Origin of the sequence: Synechococcus sp. MU1617, assembly GCF_020514235.1 — a bacterium.
Lineage (GTDB): Bacteria > Cyanobacteriota > Cyanobacteriia > PCC-6307 > Cyanobiaceae > Parasynechococcus.
Genome location: NZ_VTLB01000007.1, coordinates 1 through 24,863, shown reverse-complemented (window position 1 = coordinate 24,863; position 24,863 = coordinate 1). Strand labels below are relative to the sequence as shown.

General features: G+C 63.2%; 22 protein-coding genes and 2 pseudogenes. 12 read left to right on the top strand and 12 right to left on the bottom strand.

Going from position 1 to position 24,863, the window contains the following annotated elements; translation table 11 throughout:
- Positions 1–49 precede the first annotated feature (49 nt).
- Both FZZ90_RS12215 and FZZ90_RS12210 read left to right on the top strand, forming a co-directional pair.
- The gene (locus FZZ90_RS12215; protein ID WP_226426055.1) at positions 50–1,252 is read left to right on the top strand and encodes a glycosyltransferase family 2 protein; all 1,203 of its coding nucleotides are present in this window, start codon (positions 50–52) and stop codon (positions 1,250–1,252) included.
- Positions 1,249–2,046: a uroporphyrinogen-III synthase gene (locus tag FZZ90_RS12210; protein WP_226426054.1), complete on the top strand. Its 798-nt coding sequence runs from the start codon at positions 1,249–1,251 to the stop codon at positions 2,044–2,046. Before FZZ90_RS12215 ends, FZZ90_RS12210 begins: the two co-directional genes overlap by 4 nt.
- On the opposite strand, the gene FZZ90_RS12205 is transcribed toward FZZ90_RS12210, so the two are convergent.
- From FZZ90_RS12205 to zds, 3 genes are read right to left on the bottom strand one after another with little or no spacing between them, the layout of a single operon-like run.
- Positions 2,022–2,540, bottom strand: a complete 519-nt coding sequence (locus tag FZZ90_RS12205; protein WP_226426053.1) for a hypothetical protein — start codon at positions 2,538–2,540, stop codon at positions 2,022–2,024. The genes FZZ90_RS12210 and FZZ90_RS12205 overlap by 25 nt on opposite strands.
- Positions 2,503–2,940, bottom strand: coding sequence for an SRPBCC family protein (locus FZZ90_RS12200; protein ID WP_226426052.1), 438 nt, complete (start codon positions 2,938–2,940; stop codon positions 2,503–2,505). Before FZZ90_RS12200 ends, FZZ90_RS12205 begins: the two co-directional genes overlap by 38 nt.
- Positions 2,940–4,406: a 9,9'-di-cis-zeta-carotene desaturase gene (zds, locus tag FZZ90_RS12195; protein ID WP_226426051.1), complete on the bottom strand. Its 1,467-nt coding sequence runs from the start codon at positions 4,404–4,406 to the stop codon at positions 2,940–2,942. Before zds ends, FZZ90_RS12200 begins: the two co-directional genes overlap by 1 nt.
- A 70-nt stretch (positions 4,407–4,476) precedes the next feature.
- Here zds and FZZ90_RS12190 point away from each other — a divergent pair, with 70 nt between their 5' ends.
- The 4 genes from FZZ90_RS12190 (at position 4,477) to FZZ90_RS12175 (ending at position 6,920) form a co-directional block, all read left to right on the top strand.
- Entirely contained in the window at positions 4,477–4,869 is a 393-nt protein-coding gene (locus FZZ90_RS12190) for an iron-sulfur cluster assembly accessory protein (protein WP_226402901.1), read from the top strand.
- Positions 4,870–4,918: 49 nt separating this feature from the next.
- Positions 4,919–5,338 (top strand): hypothetical protein, encoded by a 420-nt coding sequence (locus FZZ90_RS12185; RefSeq protein ID WP_226415129.1) that lies wholly within the window; start codon positions 4,919–4,921, stop codon positions 5,336–5,338.
- Positions 5,339–5,481: 143 nt separating this feature from the next.
- Positions 5,482–6,651, top strand: coding sequence for a lipid-A-disaccharide synthase-related protein (locus tag FZZ90_RS12180; protein WP_226426075.1), 1,170 nt, complete (start codon positions 5,482–5,484; stop codon positions 6,649–6,651).
- On the top strand, positions 6,648–6,920 hold the full coding sequence (locus FZZ90_RS12175) for a hypothetical protein (RefSeq protein ID WP_226426050.1): 273 nt from the start codon (positions 6,648–6,650) through the stop codon (positions 6,918–6,920). Before FZZ90_RS12180 ends, FZZ90_RS12175 begins: the two co-directional genes overlap by 4 nt.
- Here the strand turns inward: FZZ90_RS12175 and FZZ90_RS12170 are convergent.
- Positions 6,868–7,797 carry a TIGR01777 family oxidoreductase gene (locus FZZ90_RS12170; RefSeq protein ID WP_226426049.1) on the bottom strand — a complete coding sequence of 310 codons (930 nt, stop codon included), beginning with the start codon at positions 7,795–7,797 and terminating at the stop codon, positions 6,868–6,870. The two genes, FZZ90_RS12175 and FZZ90_RS12170, sit on opposite strands and share 53 nt — an antisense overlap.
- Before the next feature lie 81 nt (positions 7,798–7,878).
- Between FZZ90_RS12170 and FZZ90_RS12165 the strand changes: the two genes are divergently transcribed.
- Positions 7,879–8,133: an NAD(P)H-quinone oxidoreductase subunit O gene (locus FZZ90_RS12165; protein WP_226426048.1), complete on the top strand. Its 255-nt coding sequence runs from the start codon at positions 7,879–7,881 to the stop codon at positions 8,131–8,133.
- On the opposite strand, the gene FZZ90_RS12160 is transcribed toward FZZ90_RS12165, so the two are convergent.
- The 5 genes from FZZ90_RS12160 to FZZ90_RS12140 all read right to left on the bottom strand — a co-directional run bounded on the left by FZZ90_RS12160 (position 8,112) and on the right by FZZ90_RS12140 (position 15,278).
- On the bottom strand, positions 8,112–10,178 hold the full coding sequence (locus FZZ90_RS12160) for a glycosyltransferase family 39 protein (RefSeq protein WP_226426047.1): 2,067 nt from the start codon (positions 10,176–10,178) through the stop codon (positions 8,112–8,114). The genes FZZ90_RS12165 and FZZ90_RS12160 overlap by 22 nt on opposite strands.
- Positions 10,175–10,843: a J domain-containing protein gene (locus tag FZZ90_RS12155; RefSeq protein WP_226426046.1), complete on the bottom strand. Its 669-nt coding sequence runs from the start codon at positions 10,841–10,843 to the stop codon at positions 10,175–10,177. Before FZZ90_RS12155 ends, FZZ90_RS12160 begins: the two co-directional genes overlap by 4 nt.
- Positions 10,840–11,808, bottom strand: a complete 969-nt coding sequence (cysK, locus tag FZZ90_RS12150; protein WP_226426045.1) for a cysteine synthase A — start codon at positions 11,806–11,808, stop codon at positions 10,840–10,842. The genes FZZ90_RS12155 and cysK overlap by 4 nt, the downstream gene beginning before the upstream one ends.
- 111 nt (positions 11,809–11,919) lie before the next feature.
- Positions 11,920–13,560, bottom strand: coding sequence for an iron uptake porin (locus FZZ90_RS12145; RefSeq protein WP_226426044.1), 1,641 nt, complete (start codon positions 13,558–13,560; stop codon positions 11,920–11,922).
- A 221-nt stretch (positions 13,561–13,781) separates the two neighbouring features.
- Positions 13,782–15,278, bottom strand: coding sequence for an iron uptake porin (locus FZZ90_RS12140; RefSeq protein WP_226426043.1), 1,497 nt, complete (start codon positions 15,276–15,278; stop codon positions 13,782–13,784).
- 429 nt (positions 15,279–15,707) lie between these two features.
- On the opposite strand from FZZ90_RS12140, the gene FZZ90_RS12135 reads away from it, so the two are divergent.
- From FZZ90_RS12135 to FZZ90_RS12120, 4 genes are read left to right on the top strand one after another with little or no spacing between them, the layout of a single operon-like run.
- Positions 15,708–17,303, top strand: a complete 1,596-nt coding sequence (locus FZZ90_RS12135) for a glycosyltransferase family 39 protein (protein ID WP_226426042.1) — start codon at positions 15,708–15,710, stop codon at positions 17,301–17,303.
- Positions 17,304–17,326: 23 nt separating this feature from the next.
- Entirely contained in the window at positions 17,327–18,457 is a 1,131-nt protein-coding gene (locus FZZ90_RS12130; RefSeq protein ID WP_226426041.1) for a glycosyltransferase, read from the top strand.
- Positions 18,420–19,955, top strand: coding sequence for a glycosyltransferase family 39 protein (locus FZZ90_RS12125; RefSeq protein ID WP_226426040.1), 1,536 nt, complete (start codon positions 18,420–18,422; stop codon positions 19,953–19,955). Before FZZ90_RS12130 ends, FZZ90_RS12125 begins: the two co-directional genes overlap by 38 nt.
- On the top strand, positions 19,933–21,381 hold the full coding sequence (locus tag FZZ90_RS12120) for a DUF2079 domain-containing protein (RefSeq protein ID WP_226426039.1): 1,449 nt from the start codon (positions 19,933–19,935) through the stop codon (positions 21,379–21,381). Before FZZ90_RS12125 ends, FZZ90_RS12120 begins: the two co-directional genes overlap by 23 nt.
- A gap of 7 nt (positions 21,382–21,388) precedes the next feature.
- On the opposite strand, the pseudogene FZZ90_RS12115 reads toward FZZ90_RS12120, so the two are convergent.
- Positions 21,389–22,816, bottom strand: a pseudogene (locus tag FZZ90_RS12115) (DUF2079 domain-containing protein); the annotation flags it as partial.
- A 92-nt stretch (positions 22,817–22,908) separates the two neighbouring features.
- Entirely contained in the window at positions 22,909–23,844 is a 936-nt protein-coding gene (locus FZZ90_RS12110) for a hypothetical protein (RefSeq protein WP_226426038.1), read from the bottom strand.
- A gap of 87 nt (positions 23,845–23,931) precedes the next feature.
- Between FZZ90_RS12110 and FZZ90_RS12105 the strand changes: the two genes are divergently transcribed.
- Entirely contained in the window at positions 23,932–24,672 is a 741-nt protein-coding gene (locus FZZ90_RS12105) for a hypothetical protein (protein ID WP_226426037.1), read from the top strand.
- A gap of 48 nt (positions 24,673–24,720) precedes the next feature.
- Here FZZ90_RS12105 and FZZ90_RS12100 read toward each other — a convergent pair.
- A pseudogene (locus FZZ90_RS12100) lies at positions 24,721–24,863 on the bottom strand (photosystem II D2 protein (photosystem q(a) protein)); the annotation flags it as partial.

Genomic DNA, 24,863 nt, shown 5'->3' with positions numbered 1-24,863 from the left:
GCACTGGCCAACCGCATCTAATCTCGCGCCAACCTCAAGCCGCCCGGCCATGCTCAGCCTCTCGATGATCGTGCGCGACGAAGAGGCGCGTCTCGGAGAGTGTCTGCGCTCCGTGCAGGACTTCGCCGACGAGATGGTGGTGGTGGACACCGGCTCCACCGATGCCACGGTGGCCATTGCCGAGGCTGCTGGAGCAAGGGTTGAACAGATCACCTGGCCGGGTGACTTCGCTCCAGCCCGCAACGCGGCCCTGGAATTTCTTAACGGTGACTGGGTGCTGGTGCTGGACGCGGACGAGCAGCTGCGCGCTGAGGCCATCCCCGCACTCAAAGCCCTGATGGCCCAGCCCGATGTGCTGGTGATCAACCTGCTGCGCTACGAAGTCGGGGCCGCCATGGCGCCCTATTCCAGCGTCAGTCGTCTGTTCCGCCGCCACCCCTCGATCCGGTGGAGCCGGCCGTACCACTCGATGATCGACGACAGCGTTCGCACCCTGCTGGAGACGGAACCCCAATGGCGCATCGCCGATTGCAGTGAGCCGGCAATCCTCCATGACGGCTACCGACCTGAGCTGCTGGCCGGCAGCGACAAGGCGGATCGGCTGCGGAAGGCCATGGAAGACGATCTGAAGCACCGTCCCGGTGATCCCTACGCCAGCGCCAAGCTCGGGGGACTGTTGATCAGCGAAGGCAAGACCGAAGACGCCATTCCCTTGCTGCGAAGCGGTCTGAAGCAGTGCGCAACGGCCAGTGCCGAACGCTATGAGCTGCTGCTGCATCTGGGCCTGGCCCTAAGCCCCAGTGATCCCACCCAAGCGGTGAGCTGCTACCGGCAAGCCCTGGAGATCCCCCTGGACACGCGGGTGAGTCTTGGAGCGCGTCTCAACCTGGCAGCCCGACTGATGGAACAGGGGGACCTTGAGGAAGCCATAAGCCTCACCCAAACCGCCGCCCAGCGGGCTCCTGAAGTGGCCCTTGCCTGGTACAACCTGGGGTTGATGCAGCGGAGGCGCGGCGACCTCGCTGCGGCCCTGGAGGCCTATGGGCGCGCTCTCACCCTGGATCCCAACAACGCCGAGTGCCATCAGAACAATGCTGTGGCGCAATTGCTGGGCGGCAACATCGACGCCGCTCGCAGCAGCTTCATCCGAGCCATCAACCTGCTTCAGGCTCAAGGAAGCGCCGACGCAGCTGAGCAACTGCGCGAGAAGGTGCGGGGGATCGTGAAGCTGGACGGGGAGGCTGTGGCTTGAGCCATCCCTTGCAGAGCCGAACGGTGATCGTCACCCGCGCGGCCGACCAGCAGGGGGCCGCGAGACAGCTGCTGGAAGAGCGTGGAGCAACGGTGCTGGACCTTCCAGCCCTGGTCATCGGACCACCCGACCACTGGGGGCCCCTAGATGATGCCCTCGAGGACTTGGAGAGCTTTCACTGGCTGGTGTTCTCCAGCGCCAATGGTGTGCAAGCCGTGGAGCAGCGGCTGCAGCGCCTCGGCCGTTGCTTAGCCCGACGCCCCGCCAGCCTCAAGATTGCGGCGGTGGGTCGCAAAACAGCGCAGGTGCTGGACGACCTTGGGGCAGCTGCAGATTTCGTGCCCCCGAGCTTCGTGGCCGACAGCTTGATCGATCACTTCCCAGTCTCGGGCTGGGGCCTCAAGATGCTTTTGCCACGGGTTCAAAGCGGTGGTCGCACCCTGCTGGCGGACGCCTTCGGTGAGGCCGGTGTGAGGGTGGTGGAAGTGGCGGCCTACGAGTCCGGCTGCCCCGCCGCGATGCCGGAGCCAACAGCAGTAGCGCTACAGGAGGGCAGGGTCGATGCCATCGCCTTCAGCAGCGGCAAGACAGCGGAGCACACCGCGCAACTGCTGGAGCAACGCTTCGGCGCTGGCTGGGCTGAACGGTTGGAGGGGGTGAAGGTGATTTCGATCGGGCCCCAGACCAGCCGCAGCTGCCTCCAATGCTTCGGCCGGATGGATGCTGAGGCCAACCCCCACGATCTCGAAGGGTTAGCCGCAGCCTGCGCTCAGGCGATGCAGAAGGGATCCTGAGGCTCATCGTTCAGCGCCAGGCGAATGCAACCGCGCGCCACATCGATGCTGAGCACCGACCATCCGGTCGGAAGCAGCACCGGAGCATCCTCGCCGCAGCGGCCATCGGAGCCCATACAGATCACACCGCTACCGGTGGGGGTGGTCACCATGGCTCGTTTCTGGTCTCCCACCAGCAGAACCCCCGTCAGGGTGAGGCCGGTCGTGGGGTCCTGAGCATCCGCAGCCTCCACAACAACCAGAGGGCCAAAGGGATCCGCCCGTCCGCCGGGGGCGGCCTGCTGCACATCCTCAGCCGAAGGCAGAGGGGTGAGGCCAATCGGTGGAGCCGCCGGCGCTGAGGTTTCCGGCAGCGGCGCAGGTTTCACTGGAACCGGTGGCAGCACCGTGGCCGTTGGCGTTTCACCGCCACAGCCACCAACGACCACCAACACGGCAACAGGGGCAAGCCAGCGCTCAGCCGCCTGCTTCCACCAGGTCACGGAAACGGTCAAGGTTCGCCTGGAGCTCCTTGGTCACGATGCCCCCCAGGATGCTGGGTTCCATGAGCGGTGCCAAGACCCCAGGCAATTCGTAGGTCACACTCAGCTTGACCACAGTGCGGTCATTGGCTTCGGGGTAGAAGCGCACAGCCCCTTTGGTGGGCAGCCCCCCCACCGATTCCCAGTGCAATTGCTGGGCTTCGACCCGCTGCGTGATTCGGGCTTTCCAACTGAAGCGGAAGCCCTGGGCCGCCAAGGTCCAATCGGTGAGATCGGGATCCTCCAGGGGCTTAACCGATTCAATCCATCGCATCCAACGGGGCATCGCTTCGAGATCACTCCAGACCTCCCAGACCTTGGCGGCCGGTGCCTGCACCTCGGAGGTGACCGTGTGTTCGAGCCAGCGTCCCATCAGGCCACCGCCGCGTTGGTCGCCAGCTTCGCAGGCTGATCGAGGATGGCAGCCGCTGCCAGATGACCGCTCATCGTGGCCCCCTCCATCGAATCGATGTAGTCCTGGCGGGTATAGCTGCCGGCCAGGAAGAAATTACGGATCGGCGTGCGCTGCTCCGGGCGGTAGGGCTCCATGCCCGGGGCTTCTCTGTACAACGACTGAGCCAGTTTCACCACGTTGCTCCAGGTGAGCTTGAGGTTGCGAGCCGAGGGGAACAGTTCGCGCACCTGGCGGTCGGTGTGGGCCACGATCTCATCCACCGACTTGGGAATCCAGGGATCACCTGGAGTGAGCACGCATTGGAGCAGGGAGCCTTCTCCCTCCTTGCGGTAATCCTCCGGGCTGGCCAGGGCCAAATCGGCAAAACAGCTGAAATCGGCATCAGCCGTGTACAGCAAGTTGTTGAGCCCCGTGGGTGTTGCCACATCCCGGCGCTGGGCTTCCTGGGCATCGCCCAGCTCAGTCACCCAGCCGTCGTAGCGGAGCTGAACGGTGGCCACGGGCACGGCCTCCAACTGATGAATCGCCTTGAACTGGGGGTAACGGTTCCAGGCCTCGGGCAGCAGTTTCTGAATCCCGGGAACATCACAGGCGGCCAGGTAGGCGTCAGCCTCAACACGGATGTCTCCTTCGGGCGTTCCCAGCTGCAGGCCTGTGATCTCTGGGGATTCACCCTCGCTGTAGTCCACCTGCTTCACCCGGTGACGCAGATGCAACTTGCCTCCACGCTGCTGGATGTAGTCGAAGATCGGACCCGTCAGCCAGCGATGGGGTGATCCCTTCAGCAGATTGAGCTTGGAGGCTTCCGTCTTGGCCGCAAACATCATGAAGATGGTGAGCATGCAGCGGGCGGAGATGGCCTCGCAGTCGATGAAGCCCAGGGCATAGGCAATTGGATTCCACATCCGCCGGATGCTTTCGGGGCTGCCGCCATGGCCCACAAACCAGTCCTGGAAACTGACGGAGTCAAGGGCTCGGATGGTACGCATCGCCCCCTCGTAATCCACCAGACCCCGCACGATCGGACTGGTACCTAAGGCCAGGGCATTGCGCAGCTTGTCGATCCAGCTGAGCTGCGGTGTGGTGAAGAACGCCTTGAGGCCGTTGAAAGGTGCACCGATGGGGAAGCGGAAATCCAGCTCCCGCAGATCACCCCCCTTGTTCACGAACAGGTGCGTGTGCTGCTTCGGCAGAAGGTTCTCGAACGCTCCCACCTTGCGCATCAGGGCAAAGAGGTTGGCGTAGTTGAAAAAGAAGACGTGCAACCCCATCTCGATGTGGTTACCGCCCTCATCCACCCAGCTGCCCACCTTGCCGCCCATGAAGGGGCGGGCTTCGTAGAGATTCACCTCATGGCCTGCATCCACGAGGTCAACTGCAGCGGAGAGGCCGGCGAGGCCGGAACCAACGATCGCGACCCGCACAAGATCTGGACAACTAAGGCGACTCTATGTACGAGCGTTCATAGAGTGAGAGCACGAGCCTGCGTCGACCATGACTTCCACCCCCGATACCGCGCCGGCCCATACCGCCAAAGACGGCAAGGGCATCCTGATCACTGAACCGGCGATGCAGCAGCTGGCGAAGTTGTGTGGCGAACAGGGTGAGAACCAAGTGCTGCGCGTCGGGGTCCGCTCCGGGGGCTGCAGTGGCATGAGTTACACGATGGATTTCGTGCCCGCCTCAGACACCCTCGACGACGACGAGACCTACGAATACGTGGCCGCTGATGGCCAGAACTTCCGGGTGATCTGTGATCCGAAAAGCCTGCTGTACATCTACGGAATGCAGCTGGACTTCAGCACTGCCCTGATCGGTGGTGGCTTCAACTTCACCAACCCCAACGCCAGCCAGACCTGTGGCTGCGGCAGTTCCTTCGCCGTATGAGCGAAGCCGCGTGGGAATCTGAGGGGAGATCACTGCCCTCTCCCTGTTGATGGAGACTTCCCAGGACAGCCTGTTTGAACAGGCCATGGCCCGCTATCAGGCCGGCGCCGCGGCCGAAGAGGTTCTGCCTGATTTCGCCCGCATCGTTGAAGCAGCTCCCCGCCAATCAGCTGGCTGGACCTGCCTGGCCTGGCTGCAGCTGCTTTGCGACCAGGCGGAGGAGGCGCTGCGATCGGCACGTTTCGCCGTGAAACTCAACGGCCAGGACCCCCAAGCAAGGATCAATCTGAGCCTGGCGTTGCTGGAGACCCAATCCAAGGGCGTGCGCGACCACATCCAGGTGGTGCAGCAGGTGATGGCCCTGGCCCCAGAGGTGTCCAGTGAACTCAAGGCCTCGATCGCCGACGGGCTCGAGCGCAAACCCGGCTGGAAAGCCCTCGAAAAAGTGAAAGCCTGGCTTGAGCTGTGATCACAACGGACGCTCTGCCTGCCTGACAGACCCTGCATGACAGCCACCTGGACCATCAACCGCCTGCCGTCCCAGGTTCGCGTGCGGCCTCCATCGGATCGTTCGGATCCGAACACCTGGATGTGGTGAAGAGCACCCCGGCGATGGCACGCATCCTGCTACTCAGCAATGGCCACGGCGAAGACCAGTCAGGCGCGCTGCTGGCCCAGGAGCTGCAGCAGAAAGGGCACAGCGTGCAGGCACTACCCCTCGCTGGGCTTGGCAGCCCCTATCGCAACGCCGGAGTGCGGCTGCTGGGACGCAGCCATGAATTCAGCACCGGCGGCATTGGCTACACCAGTCTTCGCGGTCGCCTCACCGAGATTGTCCAGGGGCAAGTGCTGTATCTGCTCAGACGCCTGATCCGTCTGATCCGCAACCGGCATCACTTTGATCTGATCCTGGTGGTGGGGGATGTGATCCCCGTGATCGCGGCATGGCTCAGCCACCGCCCAGTGGCGACGTACCTGGTCGCCTACTCCAGTCACTACGAAGGGACGCTGCGCCTGCCCTGGCCCTGCGCCACTCTGCTGAAAAGTCGCCGGTTCAAAGCGCTTTACAGCCGCGATCAACGCACCGCCGAGGACCTCAGCAGGCAACTACAAAGGCGGGTGACCTTCCTGGGCAATCCCTTCATGGATTCGGTGCTAACAGCGGCACTCCCCCCGCCCACCAGCACGGCACGCATCGCTCTGTTGCCCGGCAGCCGCCGCCCGGAACTGGAGCAGAACCTGCAACTGCTGCTGCTGCTGATCGAGCTGCTGCCCCGCACAGTTCACTGCAACGTGGATTTGGCCTTGGTGCCCAGCCTCGATGACGACAACTTGCAGCGGCTCAGCGAACGATGCGGTTGGCATTTGGAGAGCGGAGTGCTGAAACGTGAGGGTGCCCGGGCGATCAACGTTTGCCGCGGGAGCTTCAGTGCCGTGCTGCAGCACAGCGACTTGGTGATCGGCATGGCGGGTACCGCCATCGAGCAGGCCGTGGGGCTGGCCAAACCGGTGCTGCAGGTGCCGGGCCAGGGGCCTCAATTCACAGCAGCATTCGCTGAAGCCCAACGGCGCCTGCTGGGCCCCACAGTGTTCTGCGCCCCCGGAGAGAGTGGCAGCCGTGAGGCCTTGAAGGCCACAGCGGAGCTGGCCATGGCTCTGCTGGATCGTGCGCGAAGGGATCCTGGCTTGCAACAGCAATGCCAAGTGGAAGCCAAACGACGCCTCGGAGAAGCGGGTGGAGGCCCGAGAATGGCGGCAGCCATTTGCGCACTGCTTCCATGAGTGCCCCGTCAGAACCGGCCTGGAAACGCTGGCTCGACCGCCTGCTGATGGTGAATGTGCTGCTGGTGTTTATCGGAGCAGGGGTCTTCGCCGTTGCCGTGGTCAGACAAGGCCAAGGCGATGACTGGCTGATGGACCAGGTTCAGGTGTTGTGGCAACCCCTGTTCGCTCCAGCCATCAGCCTCCTGATCATGGCCGCCCTGGTGAGCGGCATCTTCAGCTGGTGGCAGCGGCGAGTGCTGAAGCCAAATCGGGGTAGCGGAAGCTGAAGTTCAGAGCATCAAGCCGCTCCGAAGCAACCTGCTGACCCTCCAGCACCACCTTGGCGCCATCCCCCAGAAGCACCTGGAGCACAGGTCCAGGGACCGGCAGCAGGCTGGGGCGTCCCAGGCTGCGACCCAACTGCTTGCAGAAGGCCGTCATGGACACCGGCTCGGGAGCAACGGCATTGATCACGCCACTCCAGCTCTCGTCCGTGAGGGATTGAAGGATCAGAGCGCAGAGGTCACTGCGGTGGATCCAACTCATCCACTGCCGGCCACTGCCGATCGGACCGCCAAACCCTGTGCGGAAAATCGGAAGCATTTTTCCGAGTGCGCCGCCGTCGGCGGCCAGAACAATGCCGATGCGCAAGGTCACCTGCCGAACCGCTGAAGGCACCGCCTCAGCCGCCGCTTCCCAGCGCTGACACAAGCTCGCAAGGAAGTCGTCGCCCGGGTCGCTCGATTCGAGAAAACGCTGGTCCAGGCTGGATCCGTAGAAGCCAATCGCCGAGGCATTCACCAGCAACTTCGGTGGCGTTGCACAAGCCTTAATCGCCTTCACCAGCTGAGAGGTCGTCTCCAGACGACTGGTTTCAAGCAGCTGCCGGTGGGTCGGGCTCCAACGTTTTTCGGCAATCGGTTCGCCCGCCAGGTTGACCACCGCATCGGCCTGGTTGAGGGCATCCAACAACCCGGCGTCGGCCCAGGTGCTGCTGCTGGCAGGGTCGAACTGCATCCAGGTCAATCGCCCATCCGCCCGTTCAGCGTCATAGCCACGGGCCAACCGGCGGCTGACCACCGTGAGCTGATGCCCTGCCTGAAGCAGGAGCGGCAGGAGCTCACGGCCAACAAAACCAGTGCAGCCAAACAGCAGCAGACGCATGAAAGCGGTGGTGGTGCGGCTGGGAGGCTAAGGGGTTTGTGGGCGATTGGTTTTAGCCTGGTGCCATCACCTTCCCCTGCCATGGCCGAATCCGACGCCGCTGCCCCCGCCAAGGCCAAGCCTGCTGCGCTGCGCAAAGGTGCTTTGGTCAAGGTAAACAAGGCCGCCTACAGCGCCAGCCTTGAGGCCTCTGCCAGCGACCCCACGGCCCCCGCCTACATCTTCGAAGGCCCCGGAGAGCTGCTGGTGGTGAAAGGGGACTACGGCCAGGTGCGCTGGAACCGTCCAGTGCCCGATGTGTGGCTGCGGATGGATCAGCTGGAAGCCTGTTCCTGATCCTGCTCTTGATTGGAGGCGGGCTCCAGGGCCTCCTCCACGGAAGTGACGGCCGCTGGAACTGATGTGATGGCGGCGGGGATGCGCCAAACAGCTCCGGACAGCACGCCGCTGAGATCCCCAAGCGCCGCCAGCACAGGATTCAAAACGCTGGCCCCATCCGCAGCGGCGGCGGCCTGCCAGGGGTTCCAACCCGCCAAGCTGACCACACTGCGGTAAGCCGCTGGCCAGGGGTTATCAGGCAACAGCCGTTGCAGAGCCTGGAACTGCTCTGCTGCCTGCGCCGGGCGGTTTTCCAGCACCGCCAGCAGAGCAAGGGTCCAACGCGGTTGAACAGCATCGGGATCCTGCGCCAAGGCCGCCAAGGCCTCAGAACGCACCGGCTCGCGATAGCTGAAATGGCCATCGAGCATGTGCTCCTGCCCCACCGCAGCGAACACCGGATCCAGCCCCACCGGCCCTGCCGCCAGGCCAGCGGCGAGGTCGGGGAAGCGTTCCGCAAAGGAGGGGCCTGCAATCGGATGCGTCGCGCGGCGGCGCCAGAGGGAATAACTCCCCCCCCGGGGACGCTCGAACTGATTCACCAGCTCGAACACACCGCTGCTGCGCACCGCTTGATCCAGCCGTCGTGCCGCTTTGCGCACCGATCCCTGATTCCCTTCCGCTAACACCACCCATTCCGTCCGTGCCAGCACAGGCTCACGGTCCTGGCGGCTGCCCCCCAGCTGCCGACCAACGGTCTGCCCCCCGTCGCGACGGCCATAGAAGCTGACATTGTGCTGGTTGAGATCGGAGGTGCTGGGCACCACGATCAAGGTGGCGGGAGGGGCGCTGGGGTCTGCACCGCCGGCAGCCTTCACCACCGCTTCCACCGGGCCACGGGGCCGGTCTTCAAAACGATGCAGCTGATGGGCCCAGCCCGCAGGAGCACAGGCCAGCAGACCCGCTCCGAACAGGGGCCACACCAGCCTCGAACGCCTGGCTTCCAACCAATGGCCCCATTGCCACCACCCCCGGGCCAGCAGCAACAACAGGGAGGGGAGCAGGGGAGCGATGTAGCGATCACCTTTATTCGGACTCAGGGTGGTAAGAACCCAGGCCGCCACCAGATTGATCAGGAGCCAGCGCCAGGACCAGGCGTGATCAGTGGAAGGCTGCTGGCGCTGCCAGCACCAAAGCAGCAGCCCCGACACCCCCACCACCAACAGCACGCTGCCGAGCTGCTCCGGCAACAGGCGCGGATACCACAGCCAACTGGCGAAGCTGAGCACGCCGGGATCCCCTTCACGGGCCGCCGACTCGAACACGGCCCGGTTGGTGCCCCCCAGGCTGGTGATCCAGTTGTGGCGCAACCAGGGGCCAATCAGTACCGCCGTGAGCAGGGGTAAGAGCAGGGCCTGGCGCAACCAGGGACCGCCCCGCCGCAGCGCGATTGCTCCGGCCCAGACACCGGCGGGGACAAGCACCAACAGGGCGCTTTGCTTCACCAGTACCGCTGCCAATGCCGCCACAGTGCATCCCAAGGCCTGCCCCCAACGGCCACCGCTCTCGGGATCGCACCAGACCCCGAGACGCCAGATAGCCAGGCTGCAACTGGCCACCAGGGCCATCTCCAGCACGTAATCCGTGCGCAAATCCAGAAAGGCCGGCGTCAATGCCGCCAAGAGGCAGGCAATCAGGGCCAGGCCATCCCCCTGCAGCCGTCGCCCCCAGCCCGCCATCACCACCAGGAGCAGGCCGTGCCAGAGGCTGAGGCTCCAGGCCGCTTGCTCCGGGGCATCGCCACTCAGCGCCATCACGCTGCCGTTCACCAGCGAGGCCAGGGGCGGAATTTTCGGTGACAGATCCAGCAGCGCCTGCCAACCCTGCCAACCGCCACCGGGCAACAAGCCCAAGGCACGGCCGTGGTCCATGGCGCTGTTGAGGTAGTCGGCCTGATCCCAGGCGGGGACTCCGGTCTGCAACATCCACCAAAGCCGATCCACAAAAGTGGAGAGCACCCAGATCAGGGCAACCGAAGCCCAGAAACGCCAGCGCTGTTTCACACGATCTCCAACCGACGCCGTTCATCCTGGAGCCGCTTGCGTCGCTGCTTGGCCTCCCGCAGCATCTCGCGACCATCGTGGAGATAACCATCCACGTAACCCATGGTGTAGCGCTCCAGTTCGGCCAGAGCGTCCTCAACTTCCGAGAGGCAGTGATACAGGCTCAGGCCGAAACCACGGGCCGAGGCCGGCGTGGGCAACGACTGGAACAGTTGCTTGACTTTTTCCATTCGGCGTCCGCTCGCCTCGAGATAGCTGCAGAACGCCTCCATCAGCTCGTCGTCGTAGGGATCAGCCGACAGTGCCTTGAGTTGCTTGGGAAATGGATTGATCACCTCACCAAGCATGCGGTCGATCGGGGCATAGACCCGCCGCAGCCACTCCCCCAGGGCATCGTCCGCGGCCACAGCACGGTCGTGGGCACGGCTGGCCCGGCGCAGATCCGTCGGCGATGCCGCACGGCCCGGCTTGGGCCGCGTGCGATCAAAGGCCTTACGGCGCTCGGCATCCCCGAGCACTTCCCAGGCGGCATTGAGGGCCAGCATCTCCTGGTCGTCGCCGCCGGCATCGGGATGGTGCTGCTTCACCAGCTGGCGGTAGGCCGCTTTGATCTCAGCGTTGCTTGCGGTGCTGCTGACACCGAGCACGGCATAGGGATCGCTCACAGCTGACCATCCCTCCGGGCGGGAAGCTGCGAAGCGGCACTGAACATCGGGGTGGAGAGGTAACGCTCGCCATAACTAGCCAGCACCACCACCAGCCGTTTGCCCGCCATGGCGGGGTCTTGGCCCACCCGCAGGGCCGCTGCCATGGCCGCTCCACTGCTAATACCGCAGAGCAAACCCTCCTCCCGGGCCAGGCGCCGACCCACCTGCATCGCCTCCTCATCGCTCACCGTAAGGATCAAATCAATCCGATCCAGTTCCAGCACCGCGGGAACAAAACCAGCTCCGATCCCCTGGATGCGATGGGCCCCAGGAGGCTTCCCGGACAGCACGGCACTGGCCTCGGGCTCAACGGCAATCACCTGAAGCTGCGGCTGACGCTCTTTCAGCAGACGGGCGCAGCCGGTGATCGTGCCACCGGTGCCCACCCCCGCCACAAAGGCATCGATCTGGCCCTGGGTATCGCGCCAAATCTCCTCGGCCGTGGTGCGTTCATGCACGGCCGGATTGGCGGGGTTGTCGAACTGCTGAAGCAGATAAGCGTTGGGAATCTCCTCCACCAACTCCTTCGCCAGCGCTATCGCCCCGTTCATGCCCTGGGCACCGTCGGTGAGCTGCAACTCGGCGCCGTAGGCCCGTAGCATCGCTCGACGCTCGGTGCTCATGGTGTCCGGCATGGTGAGAATCAGCCGATAACCCCGGGCCGCCGCCACCATGGCCAAGGCGATTCCGGTGTTGCCGCTGGTGGGCTCCACCAGCACCGTACGGCCGGGAACGATCGTGCCGGCTTGCTCCGCCTCCAGCACCATGGCGCTGGCGATGCGGTCTTTCACCGAGGCGGATGGATTGAAGCTCTCCAACTTGGCCAGGATCTCGGCCTGACAGCCGCAGGCCTGGGGCAGACGGTTCAACCGCACCAGAGGCGTGCCACCGATCAAGGCCGTGATGTCAGGAGCAATGCTCATGGCTGCAGCTTGGCCATAGAACAACCATAAAAAAAGCCCTCCCCAGGGGAGAGCTTGGTGTGTGTGTGAGGAAGGTTGTTCTGAAGGCCCAACCGAAGTCGGGCCAATAGATCAGAACTTGAAGGTGGTCTGAACCAGGCCACCGAAGACGCCGAGGGACTTGTAGTCGCCGTTGACGTTCTGGGTGTCGTCACCGAAGGGACGGCTCAGCCAGTACACAGCAGGGGTGATCTGGATGTTGTCGGTGACCTGGAAGCTGTACCAGAGCTCCATGGCGTAACCGCCATCAGCCACGAAGCCGTCCTCGACCTCGTAGACGAACTGGGGCTGACCCACGGCATAACCAAGAGCGTTGCCCTCGAGGAGGACATCGTTCCAGGTCAGACCCACCATCCAGCTGGCCATAGACCGCTTGTTGGTGTTGTCATCCCAAGCATCGTTGCCAGTCAGGTAGGAGCTACCGACGCCAGCACTGATGGAAGGCATCCAGCCGGACTCCTCAGGACGCCAGAAGGCGTGTGCAGACCAGCTGTGGCTATCGGCGTTGGTGCGCTCGCCGTCAGCGACGGTGCAAGGGGTGCCGTACTTACCGCCCTTAGCGAACTCGGTAGCGGTACGGAACTTGGCACCACACTGGCCGTAGCGATAACCGGCGGCCAAGCCCCACTGCTTGTTGCCATAGGCAATCTGAGTGGTGATGTTGCCTTCGGAGTTATCGGTCATGAAGCCACCCGTGTTGGGGTTGCTGTCATTGGCCTCACCGGAGTCGGCAACGTAGTTAGCAGCCACGGTGAAGTAGGGATTGCCCTTCTCCACTTGCTTCTTGTTGGTGTAAATGGCACCGAAGCCACCACCGGTCTCCTTGTTCCAGACGCCGGGGGTACCCAGGGAACCACCGAAGAAATCAAGGATCTTGCTGCCGCCCTTGGCGTAGGCACTGGCTTTATAGCCCATCATCTCGGTGTTCCGGGTCAGGGGACCGACCTGGACAGTGAAGCTGTCGCCGAGGGGGAAGCGGTAGTAGATGCGATCAATCTCGACGATGTTGTCGCCGGGGGCAGCGGTGTCGAGTTTGTTCAGAGCAACGCCGTTGCCATCCCACACACTGGTATCACCCATGTTGCCTGCGCGCAGGCGGGTGTACAGGAGATCCTTGCCGCTGAAGGAGGTCTTCAGGCCAAGACGCAGGTCGTAGCTGAAGGAGAAAGCGCCGTACTCAGCGTTGTAAGCATCACGGGCACCCTTCTCGCCACCGGTGTTGTAGTTGTCACCTTTGGCGCGCGTCGCACCAGCCACCCAGACAGTTTTGGCCTTGAGCTTGGTGGTGGTGGAGAACTGGGTTGCTTCCAGTTCGCCAACGCGGGCCTCGAGGCCGTCAACGCGACCCTTGAGGATGGCCAGCTCGGTTTCGAATTCCTTGAGCAGACGACGCAGCTCGTCGGTCACTTCAGTGATCCGGTCGAGGCAGGCGTTCAGCAGGGCAGCCGCTTCGTAGCGGGTCATGGCCCGGTTGCCACGGAAGGTGCCGTTGGGGTAGCCGGCGACGCAGCCGTAGGTCTCCACCAGGTTGGCCAGAGCCTGATAGGCCCAGTCGGTGGGGTAGACGTCGGAGAATTGGGTGACGCTGGTGACCTGATCAGCGGAAGCCGCGTAATCAGAAACGCCGTTGATGTTCAGCTCGGCGGCATTGGCACCACTGGCGATCAGGCCAAGGGCAGCAGGAGCCACCAGCAGTTGCTGGAAAAGCTTCATTTTGGGTTCTCACACCAAGAGAAAAGTGCCGGCAAGACATGCCAGCGGCTTCACGCTATTAGCGCGAGACAACCATGTCGGTAACAGCAACTCAAGGGTTGTTTATGTATCGGTTAAGACCATTCCTTCATGCTGGAGCCGCATAAAAAAGCTCCCCACCGAAGTGGAGAGCTGAAGAATCTGAAAGGGATAAGGCCCCTGAAGGGGCCTTAAACCAAGGATCAGAACTTGAACTGGGTCTTGACCAGGCCGCTGAAGGCGTTCATGCCATTGGAGTCCTGAGAAGGGAAGGGCTTGCTCAGGTAGGTGATGGCAGGAGTCACGCTGATGTTGTCGGTGACCTGGAACTTGTAGAAGAATTCCCAGGCGTAGCCGGCGCCTTCTTCGACAGCGTCGCCGTCAACAGAAGCGACGAAGGTGGGCTGACCAACGGCCATACCGAAGGAATTGCCTTCGATGAACACGTCGTCCCACTCGAGACCCACGTACCAGGACGCGGTGTAGCCGTCAGTACCGCCGTCGAAGTAGGTAGAACCCACACCGGTGCTGATGGAAGGAATCCAGCCGGAATCTTCAGGAGTCCACCAGGCACTCAGACCCCAGGAGTTGGTCTGACCACCGATACCCGAAGCGATCGCAGCTTGAGGGTTGGCGTTACCGATGTACAGCTTCTCAGCGTTGCCGGAAGCCTTGGTGTAGGCAGCAGCAATACCCCAGTTCTCAGGCGCATAGGCGATCTGAGTGGTGGCGCTGAAGTCAGCACCATCGGTTCCGATACCACCCGTGTTGGGGTTGCTGTCGTTGCCGTTGGTGGAGAGGTAGCTGGTGGCGATGCTGAAGTCGTCGGACTTCCAGTACACGCCAGCACCAGCGCCGAGGGCCAGGTTGTAAGCACCAGGCGCGCCAGCGTAGGTGAAGAAGTCGTACGTCATGGCAGACGGATAGGCGCTAGGCCACACCGGAAGCATGTCGTCCATACGAACCACAGGGCCGCCAACCACGGTGAAATTCTCACCGATGGGGAAGCTGTAGTACATGCGGTTCACGACAACAGCGTTGTCGGAATCGAAGCCGTACTCCTGGGCGAACAGGCCGGTGTAGACGTTGCTCATGTTGCCTGCACGCAGGCGGGTGTAGAGCAGGTCCTTACCGGTGAAGGAGGTCTCCAGGTTCAGCGCCAGGTTGTAGCTGAAGGAGGTGCCACCGTTGGTGGCTTCGAAGGCATCGCTGCCACGGCCGTGAGCCTTAGCGGCACCGAAGACCCAGTCAGCTTTACCTTTGAGCTTGGTGGTGGTGGAGAACTGGGTTGCTTCCAGTTCGCCAACGCGGGCCTCGAGGCCGTCAACGCGACCCTTGAGGATGGCCAGCTCGGTTTCGAATTCCTTGAGCAGACGACGCAGCTCGTCGGTCACTTCAGTGATCCGGTCGAGGCAGGCGTTCAGCAGGGCAGCCGCTTCGTAGCGGGTCATGGCCCGGTTGCCACGGAAGGTGCCGTTGGGGTAACCGGCGACGCAGCCGTAGGTCTCCACCAGGTTGGCCAGAGCCTGATAGGCCCAGTCGGTGGGGTAGACGTCGGAGAATTGGGTGACGCTGGTGACCTGATCAGCGGAAGCCGCGTAATCAGAAACGCCGTTGATGTTCAGCTCGGCGGCATTAGCGCCGGTGGCCAGAAGGCCAAGGGCGGCAGGAGCCACCAGCAGTTGCTGGAAAAGCTTCATTGAATTCCTCACACAGGAAGTAGGCGCAACTACGCCATTTCCAGATTGTGAGGGCTGCTCGCCGACCAACCAACGCTGCCTGTGCCGGTCCTTACATCGACATGTATCAGTCGATACTGTTCTTCTCAGAGCGAGGCCTCTTAAAAACGATGCCCCCGCCCGGAAGTCCGGACGGGGGCTCTCGCCGGGTCCGCTTTTGCCGCGGAACCGGATGATCAGTAGAAGGCGCCGTTCAGCCGGCGTTCTCCGCGATCAGCAGACCCTGAATCAAACAACTGGAAATCATGGACACCTCCTCCTGAAGGATTGTGAATGCCGGCAACGCCTTCGGAATGATGACCACTCCCCGAAGGAAGCATTCACCTCTCCACGCCGCTGCACCCTGAACACCCGGACCATACTCAGTTTTTGACGTAATGAGGGGCACCCATGCGCTCCGGCTCAGCTCCTGAACCAGCCCCCTGGAGCGCATTGGCAGGGCTCGGCTTGGCCGCCGCCGTTCTGACCCTGATCGGCCTCGGTGATCTCCCCCTGCGGGACTTCGATGAAGCCACCGTGGCCCGGGTGGCCTTCGAACTGCGCCAAGGGCTCGGGGAAGCCCCGTTGCTGCCCACCCTCTGGGACCAGCCTTACCTCAACAAGGCGCCGGGTCTGCACGGTTTGATCGCCCTCGTGATCGGCGCAACAACCAGGCCCGACCAGCTCCCCTCGGAGTGGACGATCCGCCTGGCGCCGGCCTTGCTGTCGTGCCTGGTGGTACCGATTGGGGGCTGGCTGCAATGGGTGCTGCGACCAGGGGATCGCTCCAGCACCCTCGCCACCAGCGTGATCCTGCTGACGCTGTTGCCGGTGGCCCGGCATGGACGTCTGGCCATGCTGGATGGCACCCAGCTGACAGCCATGGCTCTGCTTTGGCTAGCCCTGCTGCAGCTCAACCGCAGCCGATGCAGCGCACTCTGGGGAGCAGTCGCCGGCCTGATGGCCAGCGCCATGCTGCTGCTCAAAGCCCCGCTTCTGGTGCCCGCGGCGGTGGCCGGCGGATTGGCGCTGGCCTGGGGCCAGGAATGGAGAAACTGGCATAACAGGGCTGCAGCCTTGATCGGGATGCTGCTGGGCCTGGCACCGGGGATCGGCTGGCATCTCTGGCATGCCCACATCCGAGGGGGAAAAGCACTCTGGCTCTGGGGCGGTGATGGCGCCGGGCGGGTTCTTCTGGATGCTGGCGAAGGCAGTGATCTGGGCTGGCGGGTCCCGGTGATCGAAGTACTGGAGGGGGGCTGGCCCTGGCTGCCGCTGCTGCCCTTCGCCCTGGTCTGGGCCTGGCGATGGCGTCAGAGCCGCTGGGGGCGTTGGTCTTTGGCCGGCCTGCTCACCCTGGCCGGTGCCATTCTTCCGCTGCGCACCCAGCTCCCCTGGTACAGCCACCCGCTCTGGCTGCCGCTCGCCCTGATTTGCGCTCCGCTGCTGGCTTGGCTGGTGGAGCAACCCTTTTCCTCTAAGAATGCGCCAGAGAGTCCAAATCCCCCTTGCCGCTGGTTGCTGTTGCAGCTCCCCGCGTTCTGGTGCGGGCTCGGACTGCTGCTCCTGCTGCTTTGGCTAAGCAGCTTCAGCAGCACCGGCAGCAGCCTTGTGCCCTACCGCGGCCTGGCGGGTGTGCTGGGCCTCGGCTGGTGTGGCGGCGGATGGTGGCTGCGCTCTGCCGCACCACAGCGACGACGCCTTGGGGTGATCAGCCTCAGCTGCGGCAATGTGGCAGCGCTGGCCCTACTGTTTCACTCCCCCCTGTGGTTGTGGGAGCTCAACGAGACCTGGCCCGTGCAACCTGTAGCAGCCTTGGTCAGAGCCAACCCTGGAAGCGAGATCAGGCTGAAGGGGTACGACGAACGTCCCAGCCTCAACTGGTATGCCGAACAACGCATTCAGCGATTCAAAGGTGGCCCAGGTCGCCGGCTCAGCGACAAGTCCCAGGAGGACTGCATCACCGAAGGCCAAGCAGGGCGATGGACCCTGTCCAACTGTCGGTAGCCTGAGCCCGACTGGAGCGCACTGTGTCGTCCACCGCGGAACGTGAAGGACCGATAAGCCACAGCGGCCTGTCCATCGTGCTGCCCACATTCAATGAGGGTGGGTCCATCCGCCAGGTGATCGAATCCTTGCTGCACCTGGGGACGGATCATCCGCTCGAAATCCTGATCGTCGATGACGATTCCCGCGATGGCACCCCTGATCTGGTTCGCGCCCTGGCCCGACAGGACCCAAGGATCCGGATCATCCAACGGGTGGGACGCTCTGGGCTGGCCAGCGCCATCAAAGAAGGCCTGATCGCAGCCCTCTATTCCATCGCCGTGGTGATGGACAGCGATGGACAGCACGAACCTGCCTCCGTTGGCGAGGCCGTGCAGCTCCTGGATCGAGAGGGACTGGACCTTGTGGCGGGGAGCCGCTTCCTCGACCACTCCGAAATCCGAGGCCTCAGCGATCGACGCACCGATGGCTCCACCCTCGCTAACCGTCTAGCCCGTTGGAGCCTGCCAAGGTCGTACCGGCACCTGAGTGATTGCATGAGCGGCTTCATCGTGCTGCGCCTCGACCGCTGCCTGCCGCTGGTGCGTCAAGTGGATGTGAACGGCTTCAAATTCTTCTATGAACTCCTGGCCATCAGCCGCGGTCGTCTGCAGGTGGGAGAAATTGCGCTGCGCTTTCAGCCACGGCTGCATGGCAGCTCCAAGCTCGATCTCGCCGTCCTCTGGGACTTCGTCGTGTCCCTGATTCACACCGCAACCCTGCGGCTGCTACCGCGAAGGGCCATCAGCTTCGGGCTTGTGGGCGCCTCTGGCGTGGTGGTGCAGCTGCTCTCCACAGCACTGCTGATGGGTCTTTTCGGCCTGGCGTTTCAGCAGGCGCTTCCGGTGGCCGTGATCACAGCCGCAAGCTCGAACTATCTGGTGAACAACGCCCTCACCTTCCGCGACCGACGCCAGAGCGGAAGGCATTTGATCCGGGGGTTGCTGAAGTTCCTTCTGGTGGCCTCCCTGCCGGCCCTGGCCAACGTTGGCCTCGCAACCAGTTTTTACACCCTGATCCAGGCCCATGCGCTCTGGGCCCAACTGGCGGGCATTGTTGTCGTCTACGTCTGGAACTATGCGGCGTCATCCCGCTTTGTCTGGAACAACCCCTAAGCCAGCCTGGCTGCCCATCGGCCTGGGAAGCCTGCTGCGGCTGGTGCAGATCTGGATGCCGGTGCTGGGGGTTCACAGCTGGCGGCAAGCCGACACCGCAGCCATGGCAAGGCATTTCAGCCAGGCAGGAACACCGATCTGGATGCCACAGATCGACTGGGGTGGTGCGAGTGCAGGCTTCGTGGAGTCGGAATTTCCCCTCTACCCCTTTCTGGTGAGCCGCCTCTACGGCCTGATGGGGGTGCAGGAATGGCTGGGCCGCGGTTTATCAGTGCTCTGCAGCGCACTGACCATCTGGCTGGTGATGCGCCTGGGCAGACGTTGGTTCAACCCCGAAGCCGGTTGGTGGGCGGGCCTGGCCTTTGCCATCGCACCTCTAGCGGTGTATTTCGGGCGCGCCTTCCAGGCCGAAGCCCTGTTGCTGCTGTGTGCTGCTGGGGCCTTGGAGAGCCTGAGCCTTTGGAGTGAGAGACGGTTGCCCTGGACCCTGGCCCTGAGCTGGGTTTGCTTCACCACCGCTGGCCTGATCAAGGTGATTCCACTGCTCTGGTTGGGGCTACCCCTGCTGATGGTGCAGCTCAGCTCCAACCCTCAAAGCCAGGCCCCACCACTGCAGACCTTGCCCGGACGCATGCTTCGCCTGCTGGGGCGTCCTGGCTTCTGGCTGTACATCGGCACCAGCCTGATGGCGATCGCCGGCTGGTACTGGCATGCCCATCAATTGGGACAGGCCAGTGGACTGAGCTTCGGGTTCTGGGGATCGGGAGCCGATCGCAGCAGCATCAGTCTTCTGCTGGACCTCAACGGCTGGATCAACCTGCTGCTGCGGGTGAGCCTGCGCCTCCTGGCGCTGGTGGGGGTGCCGTTCCTGCTGATCGGCCTGAGGGCAAGCTGGCGCAGCGGCGGCGGGCAGACCGCCCTCAGCGGCTTGGTGGGGGTGCTGCTCTGCACGATCGCCACCATGCGCTCGAGCACGATTCATGAGTACTACCAGCTGCCGCTGCTGCTGTTCAGCTCGCCACTGATCGGCTTGGGCTGGCAGACCTGGCACCAGCGGCGACCCCGCTGGCAGCCTCGGCTGTTGCTCGGCCTTGCGCTGGTGGTGAGCCTCACGGTGGTCTCACTGGATTACTGGGCTGTGGAACATCGGCAGAGAGAGGCGTGGATGCCTTTGGCCCTCACCATCCGCAGAGATCTGCCGCCCGACGCGCGGATTGTGAGTGTCACCAGCACCGATCCCACACTGCTCAACCTGGCCCGCCGTCAGGGCTGGCTGATCTCCAGCAAGCAACTCACACCAGAACGGCTCCAGCGCTGGAAAAGTGCTGGAGCAAGCCATCTGGCCGGCAGCTTCGTGTGGGACAAGACTTACCGGCCGATGCCGGAACGGCGGCAACAGCTCCTGCGAGAGATGGTGGACGCCAGCCCCCGCGCCTGGGTGGACTCACGCAGCCAGACCTATCTGATTCCGATCGATGACCTCCAGCCCCAGCGCTGACTCCCGGCCATCTCAGCCGCGGGGCTATCCCCCGCAGCTGCTGGTGCTGTCCGCAGGGCTGGGCCTGCTGCTCTGGGGCATTGCGGCGACACGCCATGGCCTGCTCCAAAGCAATGCCTATGACCTGGGGCTGTTCGATCAGTGGGCCTGGCTGATCGGATCGGGAGCGGCACCAATCTCCTCGATGGAGCAGGTGCATGTACTGGCCGACCACGGGGCCTGGATGCTCTATCTGGCCGGTGGGGCCTATCGGATTCTGCCCAGCGTGCATTGGCTCTTGGCCAGTCAGGCCCTGGCCCTGAGTTGCACCGCCTTACCGGTTTGGTGGCTCGCGAAGCAGGCTGGCTTGGGACCTCGGCAGTGCTGGCTGGCCTGCGGCCTCTGGTGGCTGCAACCGGTGGTGTTCAACACCGCTCTGTTTGATTTCCACCCCGAAACCTGGGTGATGCCCGCCTTCGCTCTGGCGCTCTGGGCCGAGCGCGAGGGCTGCCCCCGGCTCTGGTTTGGTTTGCTGCTGGTGATGCTGGGCTGCCGCGACGGTCTGGTGTTGATCACAGCAGGCATGGCCATCGACCTTGCCTGGCGCCGACGATGGCGGTGGAGCCTGGCGGCGGGGGGCCTCAGCGTCGGCTGGCTGCTGATGCTCAGCCGTTGGCTCTATCCACTGCTCCGGGATGGGGAAGGCCCCAAGGCTGCAGGGCGGATGTTCAGCCATTTGAACGGCGGGCTGATCAGTGTTCTCAGTGGCCTGGATTGGGGCGGCGGTACCGAGTATCTGCTGCTGCTTTGTCTTCCCTGCATCGCCCTGTGGCGGCGGAGCTGCCTCAGCACATTGCTGATCGGGCTGCCGTTGGTGCTGGTGAATCTGCTCTCTGCATCCACCAGCTACCGCACCCTGGTGCATCACTACAGCCTGCCCCTGGCCGTGGTGGCCGTGGTGGCCTGCATCGACGGCCTGCGGGGGCAACCCCAGTCCCAGCGAGGCTTTCCCTGGATGCTGTGCTGGGCCATGGCCTGCTGGCTGATGCTGGCCAAACCCTGGTTCTTCACGGGGCCCTACCTGGGCCGCCTGCCTCAACTCCAAGCCGTTGATGAGGCCCAGGCTCTGATCCAACCGCAGGACGCGGTGCTCACCACCAGTTACCTAGTGCCACAGCTCAGCCAGCGCACCAACATCGGCTTCCCCAAGAAAAAAATGAGTCCATCCCCCACAGCGGGACCCTGGAACGTGCTGCTGCTCAACCCCAATGACCCGGGCTGGGGATCAAGCCGCGAGGTGCAGGAAAGGTTGCTTACTCAAGCCACCGACAAGAACTGGAGCTGCCAGAGCTGGCCAACTGGCCTGAAGCTGTGTCGGGCACCTGCCGCTGCAGAACAACAGCCCCGCCGTGGCAATGCACCAAGCGATAGTCGCCTGATGCCTTGAGCTTCCGCAGTTCCCGCTGAATGCGCTGCTGTTTGTTGCGCGATCCCTTGAACACTGGAGCCAGGGGCGTGTAGTAACCGGGCAGGGCCACAACCCAGTCCACAGGTTGAACGCGTCCCTGGCGATCACGGTATTGAACATGCCGCGGGAAACGAATCGCCGCCTCCCGCTGGGCCAACAACGGCAACAGAGGCGTATCCGCCGCCACGCTGGCATCCGCTGGAATCAGCGCCACCGCCTCCGCAGCCGCCTGGCGACGCTCCAGCATTTGCTGAGGAGACACATAGGTCCAGGGGGAAAAGCTGTCAGGGATCACCGCCGAGAGCGTGCGATGGGGGTTCGCCACCAGCGTGAGCACAAGGCCAAGAGATAGAGCTGCGGTCCAACAGCGGCGCAGCCAGGGCTTCGACCACCCCCCAGGATGGCGTTCCCACCAGAGCACAGCACCGAGATAGAGCCCCGGCACCAAAGCCAGCACATAGCGCAGCGTGACGGACAAGGCCGATCGCCCCTGGGAGAGCAAGGCAATCAACAGCGGAGCCAGCATCAGCAGAACGGCATCCACCGAGAGCAGGGGCACCAGAACCAGCGGCAAACTCAACGCCAGCACGAAGCCAAGGGTGGCCCCCGGCGGCGACACCAGCGCCTCGAGCAACGCAAAAGGTTGGCGCAGCATGGTCCACAGCACAGCAACCGTTCCCCCCGACGGGTCGTCCACCAGATGGCCGAACTTCTCCTTCAAGAAGCGATCCGATAAGGAGGAATCCACCATCGGTTGAATCCAACCGGTGACCAGCACGACCCAGGCGAAGGACACAAGCATCAGCAAGGCTCCGGTGATGCGTTGGTCGGGACGACGCACCAGGGCCCAGAGCCCAAGGGAAAACAACAACAACCCACTGTCTTCTCGCACCAACAGCAACAGGGCACCAAACAGCCATACCCGCCAACGGCAACCGTCGAGAAGACCTCCCACCACCAGAAACGCCAACAAGGGCAGCCAAACCAGATCGTGAAAGTTCTCGAGGGCGGGGCCAATCACCGCGCCACTGAGGAAGTAGGCAAGGGTGATTCGCTCAGCCAAGGGCCGCGGAAGTCGGGCATCGGCCAATCTCCACAGCACCAGACCCGCGCCAGCGAGCAGCCCCACCTGAAGCAAAGGAAGCGCCCACATCCCAAACACAGCCACCAGGGGTGCCATCAATACGGTTAAGGCGTTGGCGTGCTGCCCCAGGTGCAAGTAATCGATGGACGGGAGACCATCACCGGCCACCACCGCCCCCGACAACACCGATGAGAGGCTGCTTTCAAAGGGCCGCCCCTGCGCAGTCGCCCAGAGCTCCTGCAGAAACAGGGCTTGGTCATAGGTTGCGCTCAGGCTGAACAGCCGCCAGGCCTGAAGCGCAAAACAGATCAGGGCAAACAGACCCGCCATTGCCAACACCTTGCGTGGCCACCGGGTTGTGGAGGGCGCATCAATGCCGGTGGGTCGACGCATGCAGCCGTCCTTGAAGGATTTTGGGCAGGTTACGGAGGGTCCTGGACGGGGCCAAGCAGCACGCGCGTGCGCAACAACAACAGATAGATGGAGCCGTACAGCACCAGCTCACCCCACTCCTGATCCCGATTGAGGATCAGATCGGAGAATGTGCGCGTGGCAATGCAAAACGCGAGTGCAGACACCGCCAGGAACAACGGCCAGCTGTAGACAGCTGGAGTGAGAGCCCGGGTCACAACCGCCATCGATTCAGAACAGTTTGTTGTGAGAGCTCGCATCCAACGAGGTGCCAGAACCACGACAGCCAAAACCCCAAGGGTCGCCAGGAAGGTGCCCACATCCAGTCGATCCTGAAACCAACCGATGTTGTGCAGGGTCGTCTCGTTCTGCGCGTTGATCTCGTTCAACAAGGGCGGGGTCCGCCAACTGAAGATCACCTGCCCCCAGGCGAGCTCCTCCATCAAGACCAGGACCAGACATACGGCGCCGAACTGGAACAAGCGCCCGGGTCGGCGTTCCTGCAAACGCGCATTCAAATCGGAGCCGATCAACCAGGTCGCCCGGGTGGCGAGCAGCAGGACCAGCACTTGGCTCCACTCCACCAAGCCACCCTCACCAAACACCAAATTTTTGTAGGCGTCACGGTCCGGCGAGCCGGTCTTCAAGCCCACAACCAGCAGAACCACAAGCGCCAACAGACCCCACACCGCTCGGGTGCGGCTCTGATGGGCCCATGGATCGGCAACCGACAGCAACCGCAACAGCCCCTGGGAACGGGTTGCCCAGACCGCCAGTCCCGTGCTCACCCCAGCCAAGACGCCCCAACCGAGATCAGGGTTGGAACCACCAGAGACAGACATCACCAGCTGCACGGCCACCGTCAACAAAGACGCACCCGCAACCACCACGAACAATGCAGCGATGGCGGTCTTGAGGGCGCAACCCCGTGTGTAGATCACAGGCACCAACCCGTCCCTTGCGCGAAGCGCAGGTTAAGCAGAGGTTTAGAACCGGAGTCTGAGACCGGGGTTCATCCTCCGCACAAGCCAACCGTGATTCAGCAACCCACTGCAACGAATCCAAATCAGATCGGAATCATTCCGCTCACGCCACGATCGATCCGCAAGCTGCTGACGGCCATCACCGCAGGGTTTTTGGTGGCCCACAGCGTCGTGCAAGTGGGCATTTACGGCTTCGGGGCGGAGAAGCATTGGCTGGACAGCCTCAACATGGACCGGGAACTCAACCTGCCCACCCTGTTCAGCAGCGCGCTGTTGCTGATGGCGGCCCTGTTGATGCAACGACTGGGGCAGAGCAGCGATCGCATCGCGGCCCAAGGCTGGCGTTTGCTGTCGAAGATTTTCATCTTTCTGGCACTCGACGAAGCCCTTCAGATCCACGAGATCCTGATCATTCCAGGGCTTAGGCGCCAGGTGCACCCCGCTCTGGCATCCACCTGGGTGGTGCCCTACGCCGTTCTCGCCCTCATCCTGCTGTGGCGCTTTCGCCGCTTCCTCAGCTCGCTCTCCCGAGCAACGGCATCACGGTTGCTGCGATCAGGTGCCGTCTACATCGGCGGCGCCATCGGCATGGAGATGATCGGCAGCTTTGCCGTTCGATCCAGCCTGATCCGCCTGCATAGCCCCTGGTATGGCGCCATCACAGGCTTGGAGGAAGCATTGGAGCTGCTGGGCATCATTTTGCTGATCGATGCACTGTTGCGAGCGCTGCTCGATCAACGCAACAGCATTGATCTCACCTTGCGCCTGGGCGCTGATTCAGACGAAAACTGAAAAAAAAACCGCCCTGCTGGGCGGTTGAAGGAAATATCGAACCTGAGATCAGAGGGCATTGCCGCGGGGCAGAACCTCTTCAGGGAAGACGAAGTTTTCGTGCGGCTGGTCAGCCGGTGCCATCCAGGCACGCAGACCTTCATTCAGAAGGATGTTCTTGGTGTAGAAGGTCTCGAATTCGGGATCTTCTG